Source organism: Rhizobium sp. BR 250, from assembly GCF_047445855.1.
Classification (GTDB): Bacteria; Pseudomonadota; Alphaproteobacteria; order Rhizobiales; family Rhizobiaceae; genus Agrobacterium; species Agrobacterium tumefaciens_I.
This window is the reverse complement of the sequence record NZ_JARWKW010000008.1, coordinates 211,377-235,564: the sequence shown is the minus strand read 5'-3', so window position 1 is coordinate 235,564 and position 24,188 is coordinate 211,377. Positions and strand designations below refer to the sequence as shown.

Annotated in this window: 18 protein-coding genes; 8 read left to right on the top strand and 10 right to left on the bottom strand. The window is 60.4% G+C overall.

The window, feature by feature from the left end; genetic code table 11:
• Positions 1-9 precede the first annotated feature (9 nt).
• From QD336_RS15130 to QD336_RS15115, 4 genes are read right to left on the bottom strand one after another with little or no spacing between them, the layout of a single operon-like run.
• Positions 10-972 carry an ABC transporter substrate-binding protein gene (locus tag QD336_RS15130; RefSeq protein ID WP_499171234.1) on the bottom strand — a complete coding sequence of 321 codons (963 nt, stop codon included), beginning with the start codon at positions 970-972 and terminating at the stop codon, positions 10-12.
• Between the two features lie 8 nt (positions 973-980).
• A complete protein-coding gene (locus tag QD336_RS15125; RefSeq protein ID WP_499171233.1) occupies positions 981-2,018 on the bottom strand; it encodes a FecCD family ABC transporter permease in 1,038 nt (345 codons plus the stop codon).
• On the bottom strand, positions 2,015-3,058 hold the full coding sequence (locus QD336_RS15120) for a FecCD family ABC transporter permease (RefSeq protein ID WP_499171232.1): 1,044 nt from the start codon (positions 3,056-3,058) through the stop codon (positions 2,015-2,017). The genes QD336_RS15125 and QD336_RS15120 overlap by 4 nt, the downstream gene beginning before the upstream one ends.
• Positions 3,055-3,867 (bottom strand): ABC transporter ATP-binding protein, encoded by an 813-nt coding sequence (locus QD336_RS15115; RefSeq protein WP_499171231.1) that lies wholly within the window; start codon positions 3,865-3,867, stop codon positions 3,055-3,057. The genes QD336_RS15120 and QD336_RS15115 overlap by 4 nt, the downstream gene beginning before the upstream one ends.
• A 282-nt stretch (positions 3,868-4,149) precedes the next feature.
• Between QD336_RS15115 and QD336_RS15110 the strand changes: the two genes are divergently transcribed.
• Positions 4,150-6,321, top strand: coding sequence for a TonB-dependent siderophore receptor (locus QD336_RS15110; protein WP_499171230.1), 2,172 nt, complete (start codon positions 4,150-4,152; stop codon positions 6,319-6,321).
• A 59-nt stretch (positions 6,322-6,380) separates the two neighbouring features.
• Here QD336_RS15110 and QD336_RS15105 read toward each other — a convergent pair whose 3' ends face one another.
• The 5 genes from QD336_RS15105 to QD336_RS15085 form a co-directional block, all read right to left on the bottom strand.
• Positions 6,381-8,447 (bottom strand): ATP-dependent helicase, encoded by a 2,067-nt coding sequence (locus QD336_RS15105; protein ID WP_499171229.1) that lies wholly within the window; start codon positions 8,445-8,447, stop codon positions 6,381-6,383.
• Positions 8,448-8,750: 303 nt separating this feature from the next.
• Entirely contained in the window at positions 8,751-9,488 is a 738-nt protein-coding gene (locus QD336_RS15100; protein WP_499171228.1) for an ABC transporter ATP-binding protein, read from the bottom strand.
• Positions 9,485-10,330 carry an ABC transporter ATP-binding protein gene (locus QD336_RS15095; protein WP_499171227.1) on the bottom strand — a complete coding sequence of 282 codons (846 nt, stop codon included), beginning with the start codon at positions 10,328-10,330 and terminating at the stop codon, positions 9,485-9,487. The genes QD336_RS15100 and QD336_RS15095 overlap by 4 nt, the downstream gene beginning before the upstream one ends.
• Positions 10,317-11,216 (bottom strand): ABC transporter permease, encoded by a 900-nt coding sequence (locus tag QD336_RS15090; RefSeq protein ID WP_400815613.1) that lies wholly within the window; start codon positions 11,214-11,216, stop codon positions 10,317-10,319. The genes QD336_RS15095 and QD336_RS15090 overlap by 14 nt, the downstream gene beginning before the upstream one ends.
• Complete coding sequence (locus tag QD336_RS15085; RefSeq protein WP_499171226.1) at positions 11,213-12,241, bottom strand: ABC transporter permease; 1,029 nt, start codon at positions 12,239-12,241, stop codon at positions 11,213-11,215. The genes QD336_RS15090 and QD336_RS15085 overlap by 4 nt, the downstream gene beginning before the upstream one ends.
• A 206-nt stretch (positions 12,242-12,447) precedes the next feature.
• Between QD336_RS15085 and QD336_RS15080 the strand changes: the two genes are divergently transcribed.
• From QD336_RS15080 to ligD, 7 genes are all read left to right on the top strand, one after another.
• Positions 12,448-13,161 carry a FadR/GntR family transcriptional regulator gene (locus QD336_RS15080; RefSeq protein ID WP_269343259.1) on the top strand — a complete coding sequence of 238 codons (714 nt, stop codon included), beginning with the start codon at positions 12,448-12,450 and terminating at the stop codon, positions 13,159-13,161.
• A 67-nt stretch (positions 13,162-13,228) separates the two neighbouring features.
• On the top strand, positions 13,229-14,209 hold the full coding sequence (locus QD336_RS15075) for a mannonate dehydratase (protein ID WP_499171225.1): 981 nt from the start codon (positions 13,229-13,231) through the stop codon (positions 14,207-14,209).
• 126 nt (positions 14,210-14,335) lie between these two features.
• Positions 14,336-15,874 carry an ABC transporter substrate-binding protein gene (locus QD336_RS15070; protein WP_269343519.1) on the top strand — a complete coding sequence of 513 codons (1,539 nt, stop codon included), beginning with the start codon at positions 14,336-14,338 and terminating at the stop codon, positions 15,872-15,874.
• 228 nt (positions 15,875-16,102) lie between these two features.
• Entirely contained in the window at positions 16,103-17,206 is a 1,104-nt protein-coding gene (locus QD336_RS15065; RefSeq protein WP_499171249.1) for a hypothetical protein, read from the top strand.
• A gap of 188 nt (positions 17,207-17,394) precedes the next feature.
• Positions 17,395-19,734 (top strand): bifunctional diguanylate cyclase/phosphodiesterase, encoded by a 2,340-nt coding sequence (locus QD336_RS15060; RefSeq protein WP_499171224.1) that lies wholly within the window; start codon positions 17,395-17,397, stop codon positions 19,732-19,734.
• A 222-nt stretch (positions 19,735-19,956) separates the two neighbouring features.
• Positions 19,957-20,790, top strand: a complete 834-nt coding sequence (gene ku / locus QD336_RS15055) for a non-homologous end joining protein Ku (protein WP_499171223.1) — start codon at positions 19,957-19,959, stop codon at positions 20,788-20,790.
• 3 nt (positions 20,791-20,793) lie between these two features.
• On the top strand, positions 20,794-23,286 hold the full coding sequence (gene ligD, locus QD336_RS15050) for a DNA ligase D (protein ID WP_499171222.1): 2,493 nt from the start codon (positions 20,794-20,796) through the stop codon (positions 23,284-23,286).
• Between the two features lie 67 nt (positions 23,287-23,353).
• Here ligD and ku (QD336_RS15045) read toward each other — a convergent pair whose 3' ends face one another.
• Positions 23,354-24,145: a non-homologous end joining protein Ku gene (gene ku, locus QD336_RS15045; protein WP_499171221.1), complete on the bottom strand. Its 792-nt coding sequence runs from the start codon at positions 24,143-24,145 to the stop codon at positions 23,354-23,356.
• Positions 24,146-24,188: the final 43 nt, after the last annotated feature.

Genomic DNA, 24,188 nt, shown 5'->3' with positions numbered 1-24,188 from the left:
TCGTTACCGTCACTTTTCGTGCGCTGGCCGCACCGTCAAATGGGACTGGATAGCGGAGACCATGAGGCTGAGCGCGGCATAGGAGTTGGAAATCGCCTCCTCGCGCGGCAGGAGGAGGTAACGGTCGTTGCGGCAGGCCTCAAGAAAGTTGCAGAAGCCCGGCATCACGGCTTCCATCATGTCGATTTCCGCCTGAGGCGAAGCGCCGGTATCGGAGCGATAGGGATCGAAGATGATATCGGCATCGAGTTCCGGCAGCCGTTCGGCGCTGATCTCGATACGGTCGCCATCCGGAATGGCGTCGATGATGGTGGGGAAACGAAACCCCGCGTCCCGCAGCACACGCCCGAGCGCCCGATAGGTGTGGTAGACACTGATCTTGCCATTGAGCGGCTGGAACACCGAAACGGTGATGGCGCCGGTATCGACCGACGTCTTCAGCGCCTCGATCTGCGCACGGTAGCGCCGGTCCAGTACGGCAAGACGCGCCTGTGTGCCGGTCAGCTCGGCCAGCACCTTGTAAATATGCGGCGCGCCGTCCTTGGTATTGTCGATGGCGACGGTGGGGGCGATCTGTTCCAGCTTTTCGATCGGGGTGGGGCGGTCAGGTTCGGTCACGATGAGATCGGGTTTGAGGGCAACGATCGCCTCCAGATCGGCATTGATGGAGCCGATATAGGCGATGTCGCTATTGTCGAAATCAACACCCGTCAGAATGGCGCTGGAGCGCAGATAGCGTTTGCCGTCCGCTCCCATGCGGCCGTGGCTGCCCACCGGCGTCACGCCCAGTTCGATCAGCGGAATGGTGAGGTCGATATCGTGAAGTGTCACGATACGTTTCGGTTTTACCGGAATGGAAACGTTGCGGCCGAGATCGTCGGTAAAGGTGCGGAGAGGCTCTTCGGCAGGTGCCATGGCTGTGCCGAGGAACAGGCACGCGGCGGAAAGAAGAGCGAGAAGGGTTTTGCGCATGGGGAAACCTATAGGCGATGCCGGTGAAACCGGAGAAGGGCAAGAAGCGTGGGTGCGCCGACGGCGGAAAGAACGAGGCCGGTCGGCAGTTCCAGCGGTGAAAAGGCGGTTCGGGCGATGGTGTCGGCAGCCGCTACCAGCGTTGCCCCGGTCAGGCCCGCGCCGAGCGTAAGCCCAAGACAGGAACCGCCCGGCAGCAGGAGCCGGGCGATATGCGGGCCGATCAGCCCGACAAAACCGATGCTGCCGGTAAAAGACACGCAGGATGCGGTGAGGGTGACCGCAAGCGCAACATGCAGCGCCGACAGCAGGCGCGTATGAACGCCAAGCGCCGTCGCGGCATGATCGCCGAGGGCCTGCATGTCGGCGGCGCGGGCGGTCAGGGCGAGAAGGCCAAGGGCGATGACGAGGATGAAAGAGAGGATTGAAACCGCTGTCCAGCTTGCGCCCTGCAGGTTGCCGGCCATCCAGATCATCGCCGTCTGCAAATTGCGAATATCGAGCGATGCCATGAGGATAAGCAGCAAAGCCGATAAAAACCATGAAAAGCCGATGCCGGTCAGCACGAAGCGCAGACGCGAGGTCGCGCCGGAAAACGTCAGGACGATTGCGGCACTTGCCATCCCGCCTGCAATACCCGCGACGGGGCGTAATGTTACCGGCAGGGAAGGCAGCAGGAACAGGCAACCCAGGACGGCAAGGGATGCGCCTTCCCGCACGCCGAGCAGGCCGGGATCGGCAAGGCCGTTGCGGGTGGTGGCCTGCATGATGGCGCCGGCAATGCCGAGCATGGCACCGGCCACCATTGCAAGCGCCAGACGCGATAGCCGGAAGTCGAGAACCACGGCGTCGGCCATGGCGGGATTGGTGTCCGTGGCAGTCAATAGGGACCAAAACGCGGAGGCGGGAATGTGCTGGCTGCCGGCGGTGAGCGACCATACGGCGACGAACACAAGCAAAAGGGCGAGTGCCAGCAGAATGGCGAGCCTGAGCGGCATGAAGCGAAGGGAAAAACGTCCCAGTCTCAGGGCTTGGTAGCGGTTCATTTCAGCACCCTGCGCACCAGCCAGAGGAAGACCGGCGCGCCGACAAGGCCGGTCATCGCGCCCGTGGGCAATTCTCTCGGCAGGAGGATCAGGCGGGCGGCGAGATCGGCGGCGATCAGCAGAACCGCGCCGCCGAGTGCTGCGATGGGTATGGCAAGCAGCAGCCGTCCCGTTTTCAGACGCGCGACGAGCGGCGGCACCACCAGACCGACGAAGCCGATGGGACCGACGACGGCGATGGCCGCGCCGCAGAACAGCGAGATGGAGACAAGCGCCAGAAGCCTGGTTGCACGGACCGGCACGCCGAGCGTTGCGGCCGTGCTGTCGCCCAGCCCCAGAAGATCGAGTCGGGGCGCGACGGCCAAAGCGAGGATGAGCGCCACCATGGCCGCGGGCAGGGCGGCGGCGATGGTTGCCATCGACACGCCGGCCGTATCGCCCACCAGCCAGAAACGCATCTGCTGCAATGTTTCTTCATTGAGAATGAGGATGGCGGAGGTGAGGGTTGCGGCAAGCGTGGAAAGCGCAATGCCGCAAAAGACAAGTTTTGCCGGCGTCAGCCCCTGCCGCCCGGCGAGAGCGAGGAGAAGCACGAGCGAGAAGCTGATACCCGCGCCCGTCGCCGCCAGCAATGGGCGGAACAGCGGCGTTGCGATCAGCCCAAGCGACAGCACTGTCGCCAGAACGACAGCGAGGCTTGCCCCGGCATTCAACCCGAGAATATGCGGCTCGCCGAGCGGATTTCGAAGCAGGGTCTGGAGCAGAAGCCCCGCTATTCCAAGGCAGGCCCCGGCCTGCAGTGCCGCCAAAAGACGCGGCAGGCGCAGGCGCATCAAAACCTGCTGGTCGAAATTGCGGGCGTCATGGGCAAATATCAGGTCGTGCAGAACATGTGGCGCAACGGGACGTGGGCCGGTGGCCATATGCGCCAGCACCAGAAGCAGCATGGCGAGCAGCAGGAGAAGTGCTGCCGCGAGCGTGCGCCCATAGGCTCGCTCTCTAAGGGCAAGGGTGCTTGTGTTGGTATTGCTGGGGGTCATGCCGCGCCGGCCCGTCCGGGCAGGGGAAGAAATACCGGCCGCGCCGTGACCGGATGCGTGAGCTGGGCAACTGCCATGTCGAATACATCGGCAATGATGCCGGCATCGCAGGCTGCCGCCGTTTCCAGCCGGTGCCGCAGCCGCCCGTCCTTCAGAAAAATCAGGTGATCAGCATATTGCAGGGCAAGATTGATGTCGTGCAGCACCGCGACGATCGTGCGGTTGTGGAGGGTGACGAGGCCCGCCAGCGTGTCCAGCACCTCTATCTGGTGGTGCAGATCCAGGAAGGTTGTCGGCTCGTCGAGAAGAATGATATCCGTCTGCTGTGCCAGCGCCATGGCGATCCAGGCGCGCTGGCGCTGGCCGCCGGAGAGGTTGTCGACCGCTCGTTCCGCCAGTTCGGACATGCCGGTCACGGAAAGCGCCTCTTCCACCGCGCGGGCGTCTTCCTCACTCCATTGCTTCAGAAATCCCTGATGCGGGTAACGGCCCCGGGAGACGAGATCGAAAACCGAAAGCCCTTCCGGCGTATGGTTCTGCTGCGCCAGCATGCCGAGTTTCTTTGCCACATCCCGTGTCGGGTGGCGGAAGATATCGTTGCCGTTGAGAAGAATACGGCCGCGTGCGGGCCGGTGCAGGCGGGCAAGTGCTGAAAGAAGCGTGGATTTTCCAGAACCGTTCGGCCCAAGCAGGACGGTGAAGCGGTTCGGCGCGACATCGATGGACATATCCGCAAGCACCGGCGTGTCGCCATAGGCAAGCTCGATTGCCTGCGCCGCAAGGCCTGTATCCGTGCTTATGGGTCTCATGCCGTTGTTCAAATTCGTCCCCGTCTGAATGCGTTGCCACCAGAATTATTGATGACTGTAGTAGTCAAGTATATAGCGTTCAAAAATGCGGTTTTTGCCGGTCGATTTGAACAAAAAGCGGCTGTCATGGGCTTAAATGACACGCGCGGAGGCACGAATGCACCCCTCGGTGCCGAGGTTTTGCCCCGTTGATGCGGAAATAAAGTTGACTACTACATTCATCAATTGAAAGAGCGGTGCATCGTCGCGATGACGATTTGGGACAGTCGGGGACAAGACAGGATGCATGACGGTTCGATGATCATTGGGGTGCGCTCGCGGGTGCTGCTGGCGTTTCTTCTGGCCGGGGTCGCCCTGCCTGCTTTTGCGCAGGAGAGTGCAACGCCGAAGAAGAATACCGACGGGACGACCGTGCTCGAAACCATAACCGTCAATGCCGATGTCAAAAAAGGAGCGCGCGGTTATCAGCCGATAACGACGGGCACGGCGACACGCACCGAAACGCCGATCCTCGACATTCCGCAATCGGTCAATGTGGTGACGGGTGAGGTGTTGCGCGACCAGCAGGCGCGCTCGCTGGACGAAGCGCTGGCCAATGTCAGCGGCGTCACCCAAGCAAATACGCTGGGCGGTACGCAGGATGCCGTCATCCGCCGCGGTTTCGGCGATAATCGCGACGGCTCCATCCTCGTCAACGGGCTGAAGACGGCATTGCCGCATTCCTTCAACGATACGGTCGAGCGAGTGGAAGTGCTGAAGGGCCCTGCCTCCACGCTTTACGGCATTCTCGATCCCGGCGGCATGGTGAATGTCGTGACGAAGAAGCCGGAAGACACGTTCACGGCAGAGGCCTATTCGCGCTTTTCCGCTTATGGGGTGGGCAAATACGGCACATCAGGCGGTTTCGATGTGACCGGCCCGATTGCGGGCACGGATTTTTCCTATCGCCTGATCGGCGAGGGGGAAAACAGCGATTACTGGCGTAATTTCGGTGAGAAGAAGAACTGGCTCATCGCACCGTCGCTGAAATGGAGCGGCGAGGATACCGATATCACGGTTTCCTATATGCATGAGGATTACAGCGTGCCGTTCGATCGCGGCACGATCTTCGATCTGGCGACCGGCAGGGCCATCAATGTCAGCCGCCGCCTGCGCCTTGATGAAGCTTATAACATCACCGATGGCAAATCCGATTTGGCGAGCATTGCCATAGACCGGCAACTATCCGACGACTGGAAGCTGTCGCTGAACTACGCCTATAGCCGCAACGAATATTCGGACAATCAGGCGCGCGTGATGGGCTATAATTCCCGCACCGGACAGGTGACGCGACGGGCCGATGCGACGCAATATTCGACGATCTACAATCACGCGGTCCGGGCGGATCTGACGGGCGAGGCCGAAATCGGCGGGCTGCGCAACAACCTGCTGTTCGGTATGTCCTATGATTACAGCGACACCCTGCGCACCGACATGCTGCGATGCGCGAATTCCACAAATTTCAACATCAACAATCTGGTTTATAGCCGCTTGCCGGTCTGCACAACGGTAAGGGCCGTTGACAGCGACCAGACCGAAGAGCTTTCCACCGCCTCGATCTATATGCAGGACGCCATCCATCTTAACGATCAGTGGATCGCAGTCGGCGGTTTGCGTTACCAGTATTACGACATCTATGCCGGCAAGGGCCGTCCCTTCGTCGTCAATACCGAGAAGGATGGCGGCGAGCTCATTCCGAATGCCGGCCTCGTCTACAAGCTCACTCCGAATGCCTCGCTTTACGCCAATGTGGCCAAAACCTTCCGCCCGCAATCATCCATCGGCGCCTATTATGGGGGGCTCGATCCGGAAGAGGGAATTTCCTACGAAGTGGGCGCCAAGTTCGATCTCTTCGCCGGGCTGAACGCCAATATCGCCCTGTTCAACGCCCGCAAACGTAATGTCGCCTATTCGGAAGATGTCGGCGGCGTCTCCACGGTGAAGGCGGCCGGGCTCGTCCGTTCGCGCGGTGTCGAGGTCGATATTGCCGGCAGCCTGACCGACGATCTCGATCTCATAGCAAGCTATGCCTATACGGATGCGCTCGTGCTTGAAGATCCCACCTATGCCGGCAAACGCCTGCCGAATGTGGCGCGCCACACCGGCTCGCTCTTCCTTGCCTATGATGTCGGCGAGGTCGGTCCGAACGGCAATACGTTGCGCATCGGCGGAGGCGTCCGGGCGGTGGGTGAGCGCGCCGGTATCAACGACAATTCCTATAATCTGCCGGGCTATGCGGTCTTCGACGCCTTCGCCACCTATACGCTTCAGTTCGAAAAGCCGGTGACGCTGCAGCTCAATCTGAAGAACATCTTCGACAAGACCTATTACACCTCGTCCATCGGCTCCACCAGCTATGCCAATGCCGTAGGCGAGCCCTTTAATGTCAGCCTGACGGCCAGCGTGAAATTCTGACAACCGCGTCGAACGGAAAACAGTCGCCAGTCATGAGAGCGGGGTGAATGCCCCGCGTTTTATTTCCACATGGCGCGCATGCGCGCACCCACGTCTATGCGGATCTGCTGCGCGCTGCGTTCCGATGCGGCAGCCGAAACCAATGGCCACGTGGCCGTCTCGAAAAATTGCAGCAATGTCGCCGGTATGAAGCGGGTTCTTGCGGCGTAAACATGCCGGTCGCCCTGCTGGTTCTGGCCGCCGGTGAAGAAGCGTTGGGGGGTGATAAGCGACAGGCTGTCCTTGGCGCGTGTCATGGCCACATAAAGCAGCCGGCGCTCTTCCTCCAGTTCCTGCGTGGTGCCGACCCCGAGATCGGAGGGGATGCAGCCATCGACCACATTCAGGATGAAGACGGAGCGCCATTCCTGGCCCTTTGCCGAATGGATGGTGGAGAGGCTGAGATAGTCTTCATCGAGCAGCGGCACGCCCGCCTGATCGCTGGTGGCATCGGGCGGATCGAGCGTCAGTTCGGTCAGAAAGCGCTCGCGTGAGGGATACCCCCCGGCGATCTGCTCGAGTTGCAGGAGATCGGCCTTGCGGGTGTCGGCATCCTCATGAATGCGTTCCAGATGGGGCTCATACCACAGGCGCGCCAGCCCGATTTCGCCCGGCCAGCCGTTTTGACCCCGCCGCAGGCCCACCAGCAATTGCGTGAAGGCAGCCCAGTCATCGCCGGTCTTCGGTGGCGGTGGAATTTCGGCTAGGGCCAGCAGCGGCTCCGGGTCCGCCGCGATCGTGTCGAGAATATTGCCGGCCTTCTTCGGCCCAATGCCCGGCAGCATCTGCAGCAGCCGGAAACCGGCGACGCGGTCGCGCGGGTTCTGTGCAAAGCGCAGCACGGCAAGCATGTCTTTTACATGGGCGCTGTCCAGGAACTTCAGACCGCCGAATTTGACGAAGGGGATATTGCGGCGGGTGAGTTCGACTTCGAGCGGCCCGCTGTGGCTGGAGGTGCGGAACAGCACGGCCTGCTGTTTCAGTGTCATGCCGGTTTCGCGATTGGCGAGAATCTGGTCGATGATGAAATTCGCCTGTTCGGTCTCGTCCTTCACTGTCACGAGTTTCGGACGCTCGAGCGATTGCCGTTCGGTCCAGAGGTTCTTGGTAAAGCGTTCGCGCGCCAGATCGATCACGCCATTGGCGGCGGCTAGGATCGGCTGCGTGGAGCGATAGTTGCGATCCAGCGTGATGATATCGGCCGCCGGGCTGAAGCATGCCGGAAAATCGAGGATGTTGCGCACGGTCGCGGCCCGGAAGGAATAGATCGATTGTGCATCGTCGCCCACCACGGTCAGCCCGCGCCCGCCGGGTTTCAACGCCATCAGCACCGAGGCCTGCAGCCGGTTGGTATCCTGATATTCGTCGACCATGACATGGTCGAAGCGGTTACCGATGTCGTCCGCCAGAATGGGGTCGCTCACCATCTGCGCCCAGTAGAGCAGGAGATCGTCGTAATCGAGCACATTCTGGACCTGCTTGGCCTCGACATAGGCTGCAAACAGTTCCTTAAGTTCACTCTCCCAGTTGGCGACCCAGGGATAATGCTGGCGGAGAATGTCTTTTAGCGGCGTCTGGGAGTTCACCACGCGCGAATAGATGGCAAGACACGTTCCCTTCGTTGGAAAGCGGCTCTCGGTCTTGGAAAAACCCAGCTCGTGCCGAACAAGGTTCATCAGGTCGGCGCTGTCTTCGCGGTCATGGATGGTGAAATCGATATTGAGTCCGATCTGCTCGGCATAGATGCGCAACAGGCGTGCGCCGATGCCGTGAAACGTACCGGACCATGCCAGCGCATCGGTCATGATCGCCGAATTCGCCCCGATAACGTGTTTGCAGATACGTTCGACCCGCCGCGACATTTCCGTTGCGGCACGCCTCGAAAACGTCATCAGCAGGATGCGGCGGGGGTCGGCGCCATTCACGATCAGATGCGCAACACGGTGGGCGAGCGTATTGGTCTTGCCCGAACCGGCCCCGGCGATGATCAGCAGCGGCCCGGCCGTGTGTCCTTCTGCCAGCCCAACGCCATGCTCCACGGCCTTGCGTTGCTGTTCGTTGAGCTTTTCCAGATAGGCAACCGCCATGCCAGCAATCCTTAGATAACCTGCCTGTCCCCACGGGTGAGAACCTTGTTCAGAGATGGCAGTCGTCGGAATCTCCGGCCATTGTCTGCCCTGTTGTCGCAATGATTAGCAAAGACTCAAACAGCAATCCAGAACAAATGCTGAACGCATTGTTCCGGTGGTTTGAAGGCAGTCGGTCGTGAAATTTATCGGCCCAAAAGGTCGCTCGTCCCCTGCCGCGCAGGCGAAATCCCCAAATCGCGCCACGTGAGAAGGCGGGCGGCCGTGGATGGGTCGCCCGATATGGCCGTTGTGGGGTGACCGTTACAGGAAACTGCTTTCGAATAGCTCACCTGAATAGGCCGCATGGGTAACGCCCGCTTCAAGATCGGCCTTGGTCAACTCGTCGACAAAAACGCCGTTCTGCATCACCAGCACGCGGTCGCACATATGGGCGATGACCGCGAGGTCGTGGCTGACGAGAACGAAGGTGAGATCGCGTTCTTCGCGCTGGTCGGCAAGCAGGTTCAGGATTTCCGCCTGGATGGAGACGTCGAGCGCGGATGTCGGCTCGTCGAGCAGCAGGATCGGCGGTTCGAGGATCAATGCGCGGGCGATTGCCACGCGCTGGCGCTGGCCGCCGGAAAGTTCATGCGGGAAGCGCTCGGCGAAATGTGCGGGCAGGCCGACCTGTTGCAAGGCCGCGGGAACCTTCGACCAGCCGTCGCCAAGCCCCATCGCGCGGATCGGTTCGGCGAGCGCCCGGCCGATGCGGTGGCGTGGATGCAGAGAACCGTAGGGATCCTGAAACACCATCTGCGCCAGTTTCAGTTCATCGCGGCTGCGGGTCTTGCCGACCGGTTTGCCGTCAAAGCTGATCGAACCGGTCCAGCCGCCCTCCAGCCCGGCCAGCGACCGCAGCAAGGTCGACTTGCCGCAGCCGCTCTCGCCGACGATGCCAAGGGTTTCACCTTTGTTGACCGTGAGGCTGACGCCGCGCACGACGTGGTTGCGTTTTTCCTTGGCGCCGTAAACGACGTCGAGCTTGTCTACCGTGATCATCGCATCACCTCCGCATCGATGGCCTGACGATCCAGCACCTTGAGACGCCGCACCGGATTGCGGGGATCGGGCATGGCCGCGATCAGCCCCCGGGTATAGGGATGTTGTGCATCTTCCAGCTTGGTCAGTGTTTCCACCACGCGCCCGCCATACATGACCAGCACGCGCTCGCAGAAGGCCGCGACCATGCGGATGTCATGGCTGATGAGGATCAGGCCGGAATTATTCTCGCGAACCATCTCGTCCAGCAGCAAAAGCACATCCTTGCGGACGCTGACATCAAGGGCCGAAGTCGGTTCGTCGGCAATGACCAGCTTCGGCTTGGCGAGCAGCATCATGGCGATCATCACACGCTGCCCCATGCCGCCCGATATCTGGTGCGGATAAAGCGCCATGACCCGGTCGGGATCGTTGATGCGCACGCGCAGCAACATGTCGCGGGCGGCATTTCTCGCCGCCTGGCCGGTCAGCGCCAGATGCAGTTCGGCGGCCTCCGTCACCTGTTTGCCGATGGGCAGCACCGGGTTCAGCGAATAACGCGGGTCCTGCATGATCAGCGCCATCTCGCTGCCGCGGATTGCGCCCATCTGCCGCTCTGACTTTGTGAGCAGCGGTTCGCCGAGGAAATCCATCCTCTCCGCCGTCACCGTGGCACTTTTCGGCAGAAGCCGCATGGCGGCCCGGCCGGTGGTGGATTTTCCGGAGCCGGATTCACCGACGATACCGACCCTTTCGCGCCCGACGTCGAAATTGACGTTGGACACGGCGGGAATGGTGTTGCGCCCAAAACGGACATTGAGGTCGCGAACCGAGAGGATGGGAGAGCTATCAGGAACGGGCATGGCGCGGATCCAGCAGGTCGCGCAGCGTATCGCCGGCGATGTTGAAGGCAAGGCTCGTCAGCAGGATGGCGATGCCGGGCATGACGGCGACCCACCAGTAATCGAGCATGAATTTGCGGCCGCTGGAGATCATCGCACCCCATTCCGGCAGCGGCGGCTGCGCCCCGAGGCCGAGAAAGCCGAGTGAAGCGGCGGTCAGGATGATGCCCGCCATGTTCAGCGTCAGGCGAACGATGACCGAGGGAATGCACATCGGCGCAATGTACAGAAACAGGATACGCAGCGGCGAAGCACCGTAGAGACGGGCGGCGGCGACATAATCGGTATTGCGCACGACAAGCGCTTCCGCACGGGCAAGACGCGCAATCGGCGGCCATGCGGTCAGCGAGATCGCAATGATCGCCGTGCCGAGGCCGGCGCCCATGGCGGCCGCAAAGGCAAGTGCCAGCACGAGAGAGGGAAAGGACAGCACGATATCCGTCGCGCGCATCAGGATCGCATCGGTGCGCCCGCCGAAGAAACCGGCCATCACGCCGATGGCAAGGCCGATCGGACCGACGATGATCGAGACCGACAAAACGGTCTGGATGGTGATGCGGGTGCCGTAGACGAGCCGGCTGAAAATGTCGCGGCCGAATTCGTCGGTTCCGGCCAGATGCGCCCAGCTGGGAGGCTGAAGCGCGTTTTCGAGCGCCTGCCGGGCAGGATCGTAAGGCGCAATCAGCGGAGCGAAAATGGCGACCAGAACCAGAATGGCCAGAATGGCGAAGCCGAACATTCCAAGCGGTTCGTCACCGAGCTTTCGAAGTGTCCGCACGGTGGTGGTCGACAGGCGCGACAGGGCGCCGGGACGATCGACGGTATTGTTATGCGCGATATCGGTCATCGTGCGGCCTCCCGTGTACGGGGATCGAGCGTTGTATAAGCCAGATCGGCGAGGAAGTTGAGCAGCATGAATATGAAGCCGATGACGATCGTGGCGGCCAAGATCGCATTCATGTCGCCGATGAGCAGCGCATTCGTCATATACTGGCCGATGCCGGGCCAGGAAAAGACGATCTCCGTGACAACGGCGCCTTCCAGCAGGTTGCCGTAGGAGATCGCCAGAACGGTGATGAGCTGCACGGCGATGTTGGGCAGCACATGGCGGGTTATGGTGCGTGCGGGGCTGACGCCCTTTGCCCGTGCCGCGATGACATAATCCTGGCTGAGCTGTTCGAGGGTGAAGGCCCTCGTCATGCGGGTGATATAGGCCATGGCCATATAGGCAAGGATAATGGCCGGCAGGATGATGTGTCCAAGCGCGTTCCAGAAGATTTCCGTCTCGCCCGCAAGCAGGCTGTCGACGAGCATCAATCCCGTCTTCGGCTCCACAAGGCCTTCGTAGAAGACGTCGACCCGGCCGGGACCCGCGACAAGGTTGAGGTTCGCGTAAAAAATCACCAGTCCGACGATGCCGAACCAGAAGACCGGTATTGAATGCCCCACCAGCGCAAAAACGCGTGCGAACTTGTCGATGAAGGTATCGCGGAAGAGCGCGGCGGCAAGGCCGAGCGGCACGCCGATGACCGTCGAGATGATGATCGCCAGCGTGGCGAGTTCGAAGGTGGCGGGGAAGGCCTGCGCCAGATCGCGGGTCACCGGGTTGCCGGTGAGGATCGCAATGCCGAAATCGCCATGCAGCAGGCCGCGCAGATAGATGAAGAACTGCTGGTAAAGCGGCAGGTCAAGGCCGAGCCGCGCCCTCATCGCCTCGTAGGCCTTCGGGTCCGCAAGTTCGCCGACGATCGCGCCTACCGGATCGGTCGACATGACACGTCCAATAATGAAGGTGATGCAGAGCAGGATGAAGAGGCTGACGATCAGTTGCAGGAAACGATGTCCAAGCCCGCGTAGTGAGATTTCCGTCATTGCTGGCCGCACTTCCCTGTGAGAACGCCGTCAGCGTCGGAGCCCTTGCGCGCTGCTCGCCGCAGACGCGCAATTCTCCATTGCAAAAACTCTTGATGGTACTTCATCCCAACTCCTCCCTGAGTTAACATGAAAACATATGACGTGCAGCCATGTCATCATATGAGTAGCGAAGGGATTCGTATTCTGCAAGAGGGAAGAGTGGCATGATGGGCGACAGGGCGAGGCCGCGGGAGAGGCGGGCACAACAGATCATCGATAATCTCAGCGCAGAAATTCGCAGTGGAAAACTGAAAAACGGTGATCAGCTTCCAACGGAGCCGGAGCTCGAACGCAGCTATGGCGTGAGCCGGACAGTGGTTCGCGAGGCGATCGCCGATTTGCGCTCTGCCGGCTATGTTGTTCCCATCCAGGGCAAGGGGGTTTTCGTCAGTAATGCCAGTGAATGGGCCGGTGTGAAGCTGACGCAATCCGAAGTCGGAACCATTGCGGAAACGCTGGAAATGCTGGAGTTCCGGCTTGCGACGGAAGGGGAGGCGGCGGCAATCGCCGCCTATCGCCGCACGGCCCAGCAGGAGGCGGCAATCTCTGCGGCGCACCGGAAAATGGCCCGCGCCATCGATGCGGGTGAAACCACCGTCGATGCTGATTACGAATTTCATACGGCCATCGCGATCGCCACGAATAACCGCTTTTATCTGGAGGCTCTGCGTCAGTTCGGTTCGCGCTCGATCCCGCGCGGGCAGTTCCCGACCCTGCCGGAAACCGGCGACGCGAATTATCTTCGCAAAGTGCAGGCCGAGCACGAGGCAATCCTGCGCGCCATCGTCGAACAGGATCCCGACGCGGCGCGAAAAGCCATGCGCGAACATATGCTTGCCAGCCAGCGCCGATACAGGTTGCTCTCCGAAGCGCAATAGCATCTCGACACTCATCTTATTTCATGCGATGTCATATGATGACTTACATGGAGAGAGGAGAGAATCGATGTATGTCGGCACCCAGGTTGCTGCGCGCGATGATGAGGATTTCAGGGTTTGGGCGCAGCTCGGCGTCAAGAATATCAACGCGGATCCGCCCGGAAAGCCCGCGAGCTGGACTTTCGAGGATTTTGAACGCCACCGCGACAAGGTCGAAAGCTTTGGCCTCGTTCTCGACATGGTGCAATTGCCGCTGCCGTCCCGGCCCATCGAGCAGGCGTCGTATCCCGATATCCTGCTTGCCGGGCCTGATCGCGACCGGCAGATCGATGCGGTCTGCACGATGATCGAGAATATCGCCAGGGCTGGAATCCCTGCCGCGAAATACAATCTCAACCTCATCGGCATTCCGCGTACAGAAATGGAGCGCGGCCGCGGCGGTTCGCTCAACGAGGCCTGGCGCTGGGACAAGGCGGACCATGATGCCGCGCCGGGCCTCGCAGGCGTGCTCTCTGAGGACGAGAACTGGGAGCGCATCGACTATTTCCTCGAGCGTGTGGTACCGGTGGCCGAAAGCAACCGCGTGCGCCTGGCCTGCCATCCGCATGATCCCTATACCCCTCCGGGCTACAGGGGGGTCACCCGCGTTCTCGGCACGGTCGAGGGACTGAAGAAATTCGTGCAAATGCGCGAGAGCCCCTATCACGGTCTGAATTTCTGCCAGGGGTCGATCGGCGAGATGCTCGATAATCCGCGCGAGCAGATCGATGACATCATTCGCTGGTTCGGCAGCCGCGACAAGATTTTCAACGTCCATTTCCGCAATATCAGCGGCGGCAAACTCTCCTTCATGGAGACGTTCCCCGATGAGGGCGACATGGACATGGTGCGTTCGCTGAAACTCTATCACGAACTCGGCTATCGCTACATGATCATGCCGGACCACGTGCCGACGATTGCCGGGCGCGATGCCGTCGGTGTCGCTTTCGCCTTCTGCTACGGCTACATCACCGCCTTGATCGAAGCGCTTGATAACAAACACTTTTGACCGTTTTAGACCGGCGACGCCCTGCTGCGCCGCCGACTTTTCCCAAATGTGAATTACCGATCTGTAGGAGGAGCAGGTATGAGAAAATCATTGATCCGTCTCGCATTCACCACCGTTCTGGGCGCCATGCTCGTGCAGGTGTCCCCGGTCGCGGCCAAAACACCGAACGACCAGCTGGTTATCGGAACGTCGCTGGCGCAGGTCCTGTCGCTTGATCCCCATCAGGCCACCGAGGCAAAAGCCAACGAAATCATGGCCAACCTCTATGATCGCCTGATTTCGGTGGATGGTTCGGGCAAGGTTTCTCCGCAGCTTGCCGAACGCTGGGAGACGGATGACAAGGGCATCACCTTTCATCTTCGTGAGGCCAATTTCGCTTCCGGCAATCCGGTGACATCGGCAGACGTCGTCTATTCGCTCAGTCGGCTGTTGAAGATGAACCAGGCGGCCGCAGCCAACCTCAAGCGCGTTGGCTATAACGCCGATAATGTCGACAAGCTTGTGAGCGCGCCGGATGAAAAAACGGTCCGCATCGATCTTTCCGGTGAAACGACATCCGAACTGCTTCTTTATCGTCTGGCCATGGTCATCGCCAGCGTTGTCGACAGCAAGGAACTCAAGTCGCATGAGGTCAACGGTGATTGGGGCAATGGCTGGCTGAGAACCAATTCCGCCGGGTCCGGTCCCTTTACGCTCAATCGCTGGTCACCCAATGAGATCATCATTCTCGAGGCCAACAAGGATTATGTGGCCGGCAGCCCGAAAATGCGCCGCGTCATCGTGCGGCACGTGCCGGAAAGCCAGGTGGAACGCCTGATGCTGGAGCGCGGCGATATCGACATCGCCAGTGCGCTGACGGCTGCCGACCTTGCGATCTTCAACAACAAGGAAGGTTTCCAGATCCAGCGTGTGCCGACGGGCGGCTTCTACGTCCTGTCCATGAATGCCGGCAAGGAGCCTTTGTCCAACCCCAAGGTCCGCGAAGCGATTGCCTATGGCATCGATTACAAGGGCATGGAAAAGACCATCATGGGTCCTTACGGCCGGGCGCGCACGGTGCCGGTGCCGGAAAACTTCGAATATGCCGTTCCGAGCCCGGACTGGAAGCTCGATGTTCCGAAGGCGAAGGCTCTCCTGAAGGAGGCCGGTTATGAGAACGGTTTTACGCTCAATCTGAAGACGATTGCGCAGACGCCGCGCATCGACCTCGCCACCGCGATCCAGGCCTCGCTCAGCCAGATCGGCATCAAGGTCAATATCCAGCAGGGTAATGGCTCTGACGTGATTGCCGCCCACCGCGCGCGGGATTTCGATCTGCTCATTCCGCAGACCGGCGCCTACATGCCGAATGTGCTGGGCTCGATGGAGCAGTTTTCCAGCAACCCCGACAATTCGCTGGCCGCCAACAATGCCGGCAATTTCGTCTGGCGCTCGGCCTGGGACATTCCGGAACTGACGGCCCTGACGGCAAAGGCATCGATCGAGCCCGACGCCAAGAAGCGCGGGGCAATCTATACCCAGATGCAGGAAATGTTCGTCGCCCAGAAACCGGCAGTGTTGCCGATGTTCGAGAGATTCGAGCCGATCGTGCTGAATGCGCGCGTGAAGGACTATGTGGGCCATCCCAGCCAGACGACCCGGCTGGAAAAGGTCACAAAGGACTAAGGGCAAAGCACAGCCCCTGAAAACCTGTGACGGGCGGTTTTACCGCCCGTTTTTTATCGGCGGCCAGGCGCGAATCCCGGTCGCGGTGGTGAATTATCGTCATTATCCCGGAGTTTCGGGGGTTTTCTCAAGGACTTCATCGGTTTAGACCGTCGAACGACTATTCCTTCCGTCGGGCGAGAGTCGCGAACTCCGCTCACCCATCTCCCGAAGAATGCGTTGACGACAATGAACCTTGCACAGATAAAACTTCCGTCGCGGCCGCTCATCCTCAAGCGTGGCGTCATTTCGGTGCCGGCGGCCTATTATTTCTCCATTCCGGTGCTTGTGGTGATCCTCGCCGTCATGCTCGTGGCCGAGGGCCCCGGCATCATGCGCGATTATCAGATCAGCAAGGACCCGCTGGAGATCGAAAGTGGCGATATCAGCGGCAGCTGCAAGACGCGCAAGGCGATCTTCACTACCTGCGAGGCGGACCTTTCCTACGAGCATGGCGGCGTCAGCTACAAGAAGGACGTCGAGGTCATGTTCGTCGATTTCCATTCCGGCGATTACGAAACCGGTCTGGTCGTTTCCGCAAAGAACCCGGAACTGGCAACGATCTCGCTGGGGCTCGACATGCTCTGGAACCGCATCATCACGCTCGGCGTGTTTGTTGCCCTGCTCGGTTTCGGCGGTCTCGCGATGCTGTTCACACTCATCCGTGTCCTGCGGGTGCGCCTGCAATTGCGGAAGCCTGCGCCTTTGACCGTTATCCCGGTTGCGCTGACGGCAGTTGCCGAAAAACGCAGCCGTCTTTTCGTCACCTATGCCGATACGGTGAGGGACAACAAGACCAAGCGGCAATCCTTTACCCATCTGGAGCGGGGTCGCATTCCAGTCGTCGTTGGCCATACCGGCAAACATGATGTGGCGCTGGCGGTTCTGCACGGAAACAGCGCACTGCCGGTTCTGCTCGACGATCAGCTGGAGCGGATCGACCTTACGGAGCGGGAGAGGGCGCTGGCTCTCGCTTCGCTTGCCCCGTTGCTTGCGAATGACACACAGGCGGGTGCCTCGGCCGAGGGCGCCGCGATAAAGAAAGGGCCCGGCCTCCTCCGCAGGCTGGGAACCTTCATTGCCATCGTGGCCGTCATCATCGTCGCCGTCTTCGGTTACTGGCTGTGGTATGTCACCAGTGCTCCGTCGCAATTCAACTCGCCCGGCATGGACATCAACAACATGCTGCCGGCAGCACTCAATGAGTGGGGTTGTGCCCATCTGCAGGAACGTTTCGCCGATGGTCCGGCACCTTTCGGATGCACCGCGGCAGATTATCGAAGCTGGAAGTAATAGCCTCGGTCGATCATTTTTTCGGGCCGGTTTGCCGAAAGTGTTACAGCTTGGCACGCTGGCCCGAAGTCTTTTGTGCGCGTGAAAAAAGATTGATACAATTATCAATAGTTGCATTAGAGATTTATAAATAAACCACTCCCATAGTGCCACCGTGAGCGGTTCTTCAGAGGCTGGGAGAGTGCATCATGTTCACGGTTTTGGAATGCGTTGCCATACAGCACGACCGGGTGGTCGTTCTTCTTGCGGCTGTTATCTGCCTGCTCGGCATGTTTGCTTTTTTTCACCTTCTGTTGCGTGCGGAGGAAAGTCCGGCGGGCCGCAAGCCCTATTGGGTGCTGGTTGCCGCCTTTGCTGCAGGACTAAGCGTCTGGGCCACCCATTTCGTCGCCATGCTGGCCTATAAGGGCGCGGTTCCGATCGGCTATGATTTCTCCTTCACGGCTCTTTCGGCGGTTCTCGCCGTTTTCGGTTTCTGGCTGGCGCTCACGGCCCGTTCGCAGGCCCGCTATAGTGCGGTCATCGTCGGAACGCTGGTCACCCTGTCGGTTGCCGTCATGCATTTCGTCGGCATGGCGGGCATGGATGTCGCCGCCACGATCAGCTATCGCTGGGGGCCGGTTCTCGGCGGTTTTGCCGTTGCCTGGGTGGCTTTTCTTGCCGCCTTTTTTCTCTTCCATCGTCTTGGTTCCTGGAGGCGCATTGCCGCTCCGGCCGGCGCGGCGATCTTCGGCATCTGCGCGCTGCATTTCACCACCATGTCGGCCACGGTGCTGTCGCCGGATCCGTCCATCTCCGGACCTGATCCGGACAATGTCGCCAGGTTGATCATGATCGTCGCCATTTCCGGCGTCACCTTCCTGATCCTGTCCAGCACCGCCGCGGCTGCGCTGGTGGATCGTTATCTTGTCGATCTCAAGGGCCTCGTGGATGCGACGCTGGATGGTCTCGCCGTCGTTCGCGACGGGCGGATCGTGGAGCTGAACACGCGTTTTGCCGGCCTTCTTGGCCGCGACGAGGCATCGCTGATCGGGCAGAACCCCGATGATCTCTTCAAGGCCATCGACGGGCAGCCCGCCTATCTGCCGCGCCATGCGCCGGTGGAGGCGATCCGCGAGCGCGCCGGGCAGGCGCAGGTATTCGAACTCGGCGTGCGCACGATCGAATATCGCGGCCGGCCCTGCGAGGTGATGGCCATTCGTGACCTGACGGAAAAGCGCGAAGCGCAGCGTGAAATCGAATATCTCGCCCGCCATGACGTCCTGACGGGCCTCTCCAACCGCACCATGTTCCAGACACGGCTTCACCAGCAGATCGAGCATTGCAGCGAGGAGGATGAATTCGCGCTATTGGCGCTTGATCTCGACCGGTTCAAGGCGGTCAATGATATATTCGGCCATGCCGAGGGCGACCGCGTGCTGAAAAAAGTCGCCGCCATTCTCGATGAATGTGCAAGGGCTGGCGATGTGGTCGCCCGCCTCGGCGGCGACGAATTCGTCATCCTGACCGCCCGGCATACGAAGGCGGACGAGGCGCGCCTGCTTGCCGAGACGATCCTGGCGATGTTCGGGCTGAAAATGAATGCCGCGGACGATCCGACCGCCGTTGGCGTCAGTATCGGCATCGCCGTCTTCCCGCGTGACGGGCAGGATCATGAAAGCATCATGCATGCCGCCGATCTCGCGCTATATCGCGCCAAAATGGGCGGACGCGGCATATTGGCCTTTTACGATCCACTGATGGATCAGGAGGCCCGCGAGCGCCGCCAGCTTGAGACGGATCTGCGGCTTGCCATCAACCGTAACGAATTGCTGTTGAATTATCAGCCGGTCCTGTCCGTCGAATGTGGTCAGGTCGTCGGTTACGAGGCGCTGGTGCGCTGGCAGCACCCGACAAGGGGTGTGGTATCGCCGGATATCTTCATTCCGATTGCCGAAGAAAGCGGGATCATCATTTCGCTCGGCGAATGGGTGTTGCGTGAGGCCTGCCGCCAGGCAAGCACATGGGCACCACATCTGAAGATCGCGGTGAATGTTTCGCCGTTGCAGTTTTCTCTCGCCAATCTCGGTCACGTCGTCTGCACGGTCCTGATGCAGACCGGGCTTTCGCCGAACCGGCTGGAGCTGGAGATTACCGAAGCAGCACTCCTCAAAGACCGCAAGGCGACATTGATCATCCTCAACCAGCTGAAAGCGCTCGGCGTTGCCATTGTCATGGATGATTTCGGCACGGGTTATTCCTCGCTCAGCAACCTGCAGAGTTTCCCCTTCGACAAGATCAAGATCGACCGCAGCTTCATCGCCGCCATGAGCGAGGATGACAATGCCCGCGCCATCGTGCGTGCGGTGATCGGTCTTGGCCGCAGCCTCGACCTGCCGGTGACGGCGGAGGGGATCGAAACGGATGCGCAATATCGCATGGTGGTCGATGAGGGCTGCGCGCAGGCGCAGGGTTATCTCTTCGGTAAACCGGATGTGGCACCGGCCCCGGCTGCAAGCGCCGCCAAGCGGAAGACCCATTCCGCCTGATGAAGGATGCGACGGCGTGCAGCGCGGTTGCTCCCTCCTTTCCCATGTTCGATGGAACGAGAGCGCAGGCAGATCGTTAGGCTTGCGTGTGGTGTGTCCATGCGGTTTCGCCAGATCGGCAACGATGGCCGGGCGGTATGATGCCCTGTCATGGAATGCGCCACGGATGCACATCCATAGTGGAAAAATGCCGGCCCGCAGCGACGGCGAGGGACGACGGACATGAACCGGAGAGCAAGCTGGAAAGGCCATCTGGCGTTTGCCGATTTCAACTGTGAAATCGGCCTTTATTCCGCGTTGAGTTCGGCGGAAAAAATCTCGTTCAATATCGTCAACCGCAAGACCGGCCACCGTGTCGAGCGGCAATATGTCGATAGCGATACGGGTGAAGCGGTTCTTCGCGAGGATCAGGTCAAGGGATATGAACTCGATAATGGCGATCACATCGTCATCGAGGGAGACGAGATCGCGAAGCTGATGCCGGAAAGCGACAAGGTCATCCGCATCAGGCACTTTCTGCCGATGGACGGGATCGACAAGCTTTATTTTGACAGATCCTATTATCTTGCACCGACCGGGGAGGGAGGCGAGGAGGCGCTGACGCTTCTGGCGAAGGCCATGCAGGACGAGAATGTCGCCGCACTCGGCGAGGCAGTGCTTTTTCGCCGTAACCGTGTTCTGTTGATCCGCCCAAGCGGCAGGGCGCTTGTCGCGACGGCGCTCAATTTCAGTTACGAGGTTCGTTCGCAAACCACCGTCTTCAAGTCGATCCCGGGTATCGAGTTCGATGATGAGATGCTGGAGCTTGCCGGCCACATCATCGAAAAGCGCGCCGGCACATTCGATCCGGCGGATTATAGCGACCGTTATAACGATGCGCTGGCGGAACTGGTGAAGGCCAAGATCGAGGGCCGGGAAATCGCCAGGCCGCAGCCGCGCAGGGAAGACAATATCATCGATCTCAAGGAGGCCCTGCGCCGCAGTGCCGGAGCCGGAGCCGGCAGCGGAAAAAAGGCCACGGCGGGCGGCCGCAAGGCCTCGCGGAAAGCGAGCTGATCGATGGGCTTGCAGACCTATAATGCCAAGCGCAGTTTCGACAAGACGCCGGAGCCTGAAGGCACAAAGGCTGAAAAATCGGGATCGAGCTTCGTGATCCAGAAACACGATGCCCGCCGCCTGCATTATGATTTCCGTCTGGAAATGGACGGCGTACTGAAAAGCTGGGCGGTGACGCGCGGCCCGAGCCTCGATCCGGAGGACAAGCGTCTTGCCGTGCATGTGGAGGATCATCCGCTGAGTTACGGCGATTTCGAAGGCGTTATCCCCAAGGGACAATATGGCGGCGGCACCGTCATCGTCTGGGATCGTGGCACCTGGCAGCCGATCGGTGATGCGCGCAAGGGTTATCGCAAGGGCCATCTGGAGTTCGAACTGGAAGGCAAAAAGCTCAAAGGCCGCTGGCATCTGGTGCGCATGCATGGAAAACCTGGGGAAAGCCGGGAGAACTGGCTGCTGATCAAGGGTGACGATGAAGAGGCGAGACACAGTGGCGGTGCGGATATTCTCGAGGAACGGCCGGAATCGGTAAAGACCGGGCGCAGCGTCGAGGAGGTCGCGGCCAAACCAAAAGATACGTGGAATTCCAAGCCGGTCTCGAAAAAGGCCGCCGCTTCGGTCTCCGGCCAAAAACAGGCGCATGCGCTGCCCAAAGGCGCGCGCAAACAGGCCATGCCGCCCTTCGTGCCGCCGGCGCTTGCGATGCTGAAGCCGAAACCGCCGGAGGGCTCACGCTGGCTGCATGAAATCAAATTTGACGGTTACCGTTTGCAGGCGCGTGTCGATCAGGGAAAACTTCAGCTCCTGACCCGCAGCGGGCTGGACTGGACGGAGAAATTCGGCGGTGCCGTGACGGCGGTGCTCCGGGCGCTGCCGGTGGAAACGGTGCTGATCGATGGCGAAATCGTCGTCGAACGCGACAGCGGCGCCTCCGATTTCTCTGCCCTGCAGCAGGATCTGAGCGAAGGACGCAGCGACCGTTTTGTCTTTTACGCCTTCGACCTCCTTTATCTGGATGGCAGCGACCTGCGCGGTGCTGCGCTGAGCGAACGAAAGGCGCTGCTGGAAAAACTGCTGCCGGCGGGCGATCCCCATCTCCGTTATAGCCAGCATTTCGAGGAAAGCGGTGCACTTGTGCTTGACCATGCCTGCCGGCTCAGCCTCGAAGGGGTGATTTCCAAGGTCAAGGGCAGCAAATATGTGTCCGGCCGCAAGGGCGAATGGGTAAAGTCCAAATGCTCGATGCGGCAGGAATTCGTCATTGGCGGTTATACGCTCTCCTCGACGTCGGATCATGCCATCGGCTCGCTCGCGCTCGGTGTCCATGAAAATGACAGGCTGCGCCATGTTGGCCGCGTCGGCACCGGTTTTACGGGGGAGGCGGCGGAGATGCTGCTCGGCCGCCTGACGCCACTGGAACGCAGGGAAAGCCCCTTCGGCAACAGGCTGACCGCGCTTGCCCGCCGCGATCTTCATTTCGTGAAGCCGGAACTGGTGGCGGAAGTGGAGTTTCGCGCCTGGTCGGGAGATGGCAATCTGCGCCACGCATCCTTCCGGGGCCTGCGCGAAGACAAGCCGGCAGAAGACATTGAGCGGGAGGAGAAGGCCGTGTCGGATACCAATGCGCCGTTATCGAAGATCAAGTTCACTCATCCGGACCGGCTCTACTGGCCGGATGACGGCGTCACCAAGGAGGGGCTTGCCGACTATTATGCGCAGGTCTGGCGGCACATGGCGCCCTTCGTCGTCAACCGGCCGCTGGCGCTGCTGCGCTGCCCGGAGGGCATAGAAGGGCAGCGGTTTTTCCAGAAACATGCCTGGCGCGGCATCAACAAGGCGATCGAGCAGATCAAGGATCCCAAGGACAAGGGCGGCGAACCGCTGATCCGCATCACCGATTTCGATGGCATGATGGCGCTCGTGCAATCCGCCGCGCTTGAAATTCACCCATGGGGCGTAACCACCGCCAACTGGGAGAAGCCGGACATGATCACCATGGATATCGACCCCGGTGACGACGTGGCCTGGGAAGCGGTGATCGAGGCGGCGCGCGAACTGAAACGGCGTTTCGAGGCGGCCGGCCTTGCCGCTTTCGTCAAGACATCCGGCGGCAAGGGGCTGCATGTTGTCACGCCGCTGAAACCGCAGGCGGGCTGGGCTGCCGTCAACGCCTTCGCCAAAGCCATGGCGGCGGATATGGCGAAGGCGGAGCCGGAAAAATATCTATCCGTCGCCACCAAGGCGAAACGGCAGGGCCGCATCTTCATCGATTATCTGCGCAATGGCCGAGGCAATACGGCGGTTGCGGCCTATTCGACGCGCGCCCGTCCGGGTGCGGCCATTTCCGCGCCGCTGGAATGGTCGGAGCTTACGGCCGAGATCGGCCCGGCCCACTTCACCGTGAGCAATATCGGTGCGCGCCTTTCCGCCCTGAAGAAAGACCCCTGGGATGGCTTTTTTGCCGCGGCCGAACCGCTGCCGAAAAAGGCGAACTGAGGACCGCGATCCTCTCATGCATTTTCACGAAAACTGATCGCGGTCTCCGCCGGCAAAGCAAAACGCTCTAGCGTCTTTTTTCGCTCGCAAGGCTTTTTTTCAGGGCGTCCATGATGTTGATGACATTGCCGCCCGTGCGCGTCTTTGTGCCGGTTGGTTTTTTGGAGGAGGAGACTTCCTCTCCCTTGGACTTGAGCAGGGACTTGATCTTCTTCTGAATGGGGTCCTGCACCAAAGCCGGCTTCCATTCCGTCACCTGTTTGCCGATGCGTTTTTCCATGGCTTCCAGCAGCGGCGGGTCAATCTTCATTTTCGGCTCCAGCGCATCGATGCTTTCACGCACCTCCTCGCCATAATGCAGCGTCCACAGGATGATGCCCTTGCCGGACGGTTCGAGCAAAACTGCCCGTTCCCGGCGGTAGATCACCAGCCGCGCAATGCCGAAAACATCGTTCGCCCTCATTGCTTCGCGAATGACGCTGAAGGCTTCAGTGCCGATCTTGTCTTCCGGGCGCAGGAAATGCGGACGGTCGTACCAGATCCAGTCGATCGAACCCTTGGGAACGAAGGTCTTGATGTCGATTGTGCGGGTGCTTTCCAGCGCCACAGCATCGATCTCGTCATCCTCCAGCAGCACATAATCGTCCTCGCCGCGGGGAAAACCCTTCACCTGGTTTTTCGCGGCGACCAGCCTGTGGGTGACGCTGTCGACGTACCGGCTTTCGACGCGGTTGCCGGTTTTGCGGTTGAGGATGTGGAAGGTGTATTTGTTGCCCTCGGTGGTCGCGGGCGTCAGCGAAACGGAGGCCGTCACCAGCGACAGCTTCAGATAACCCTTCCAGAAAACCTGCCGTGCCATTTTGCTGTCCGTTTCGCCATTGGTCCCCCGGAACAACAGCCAC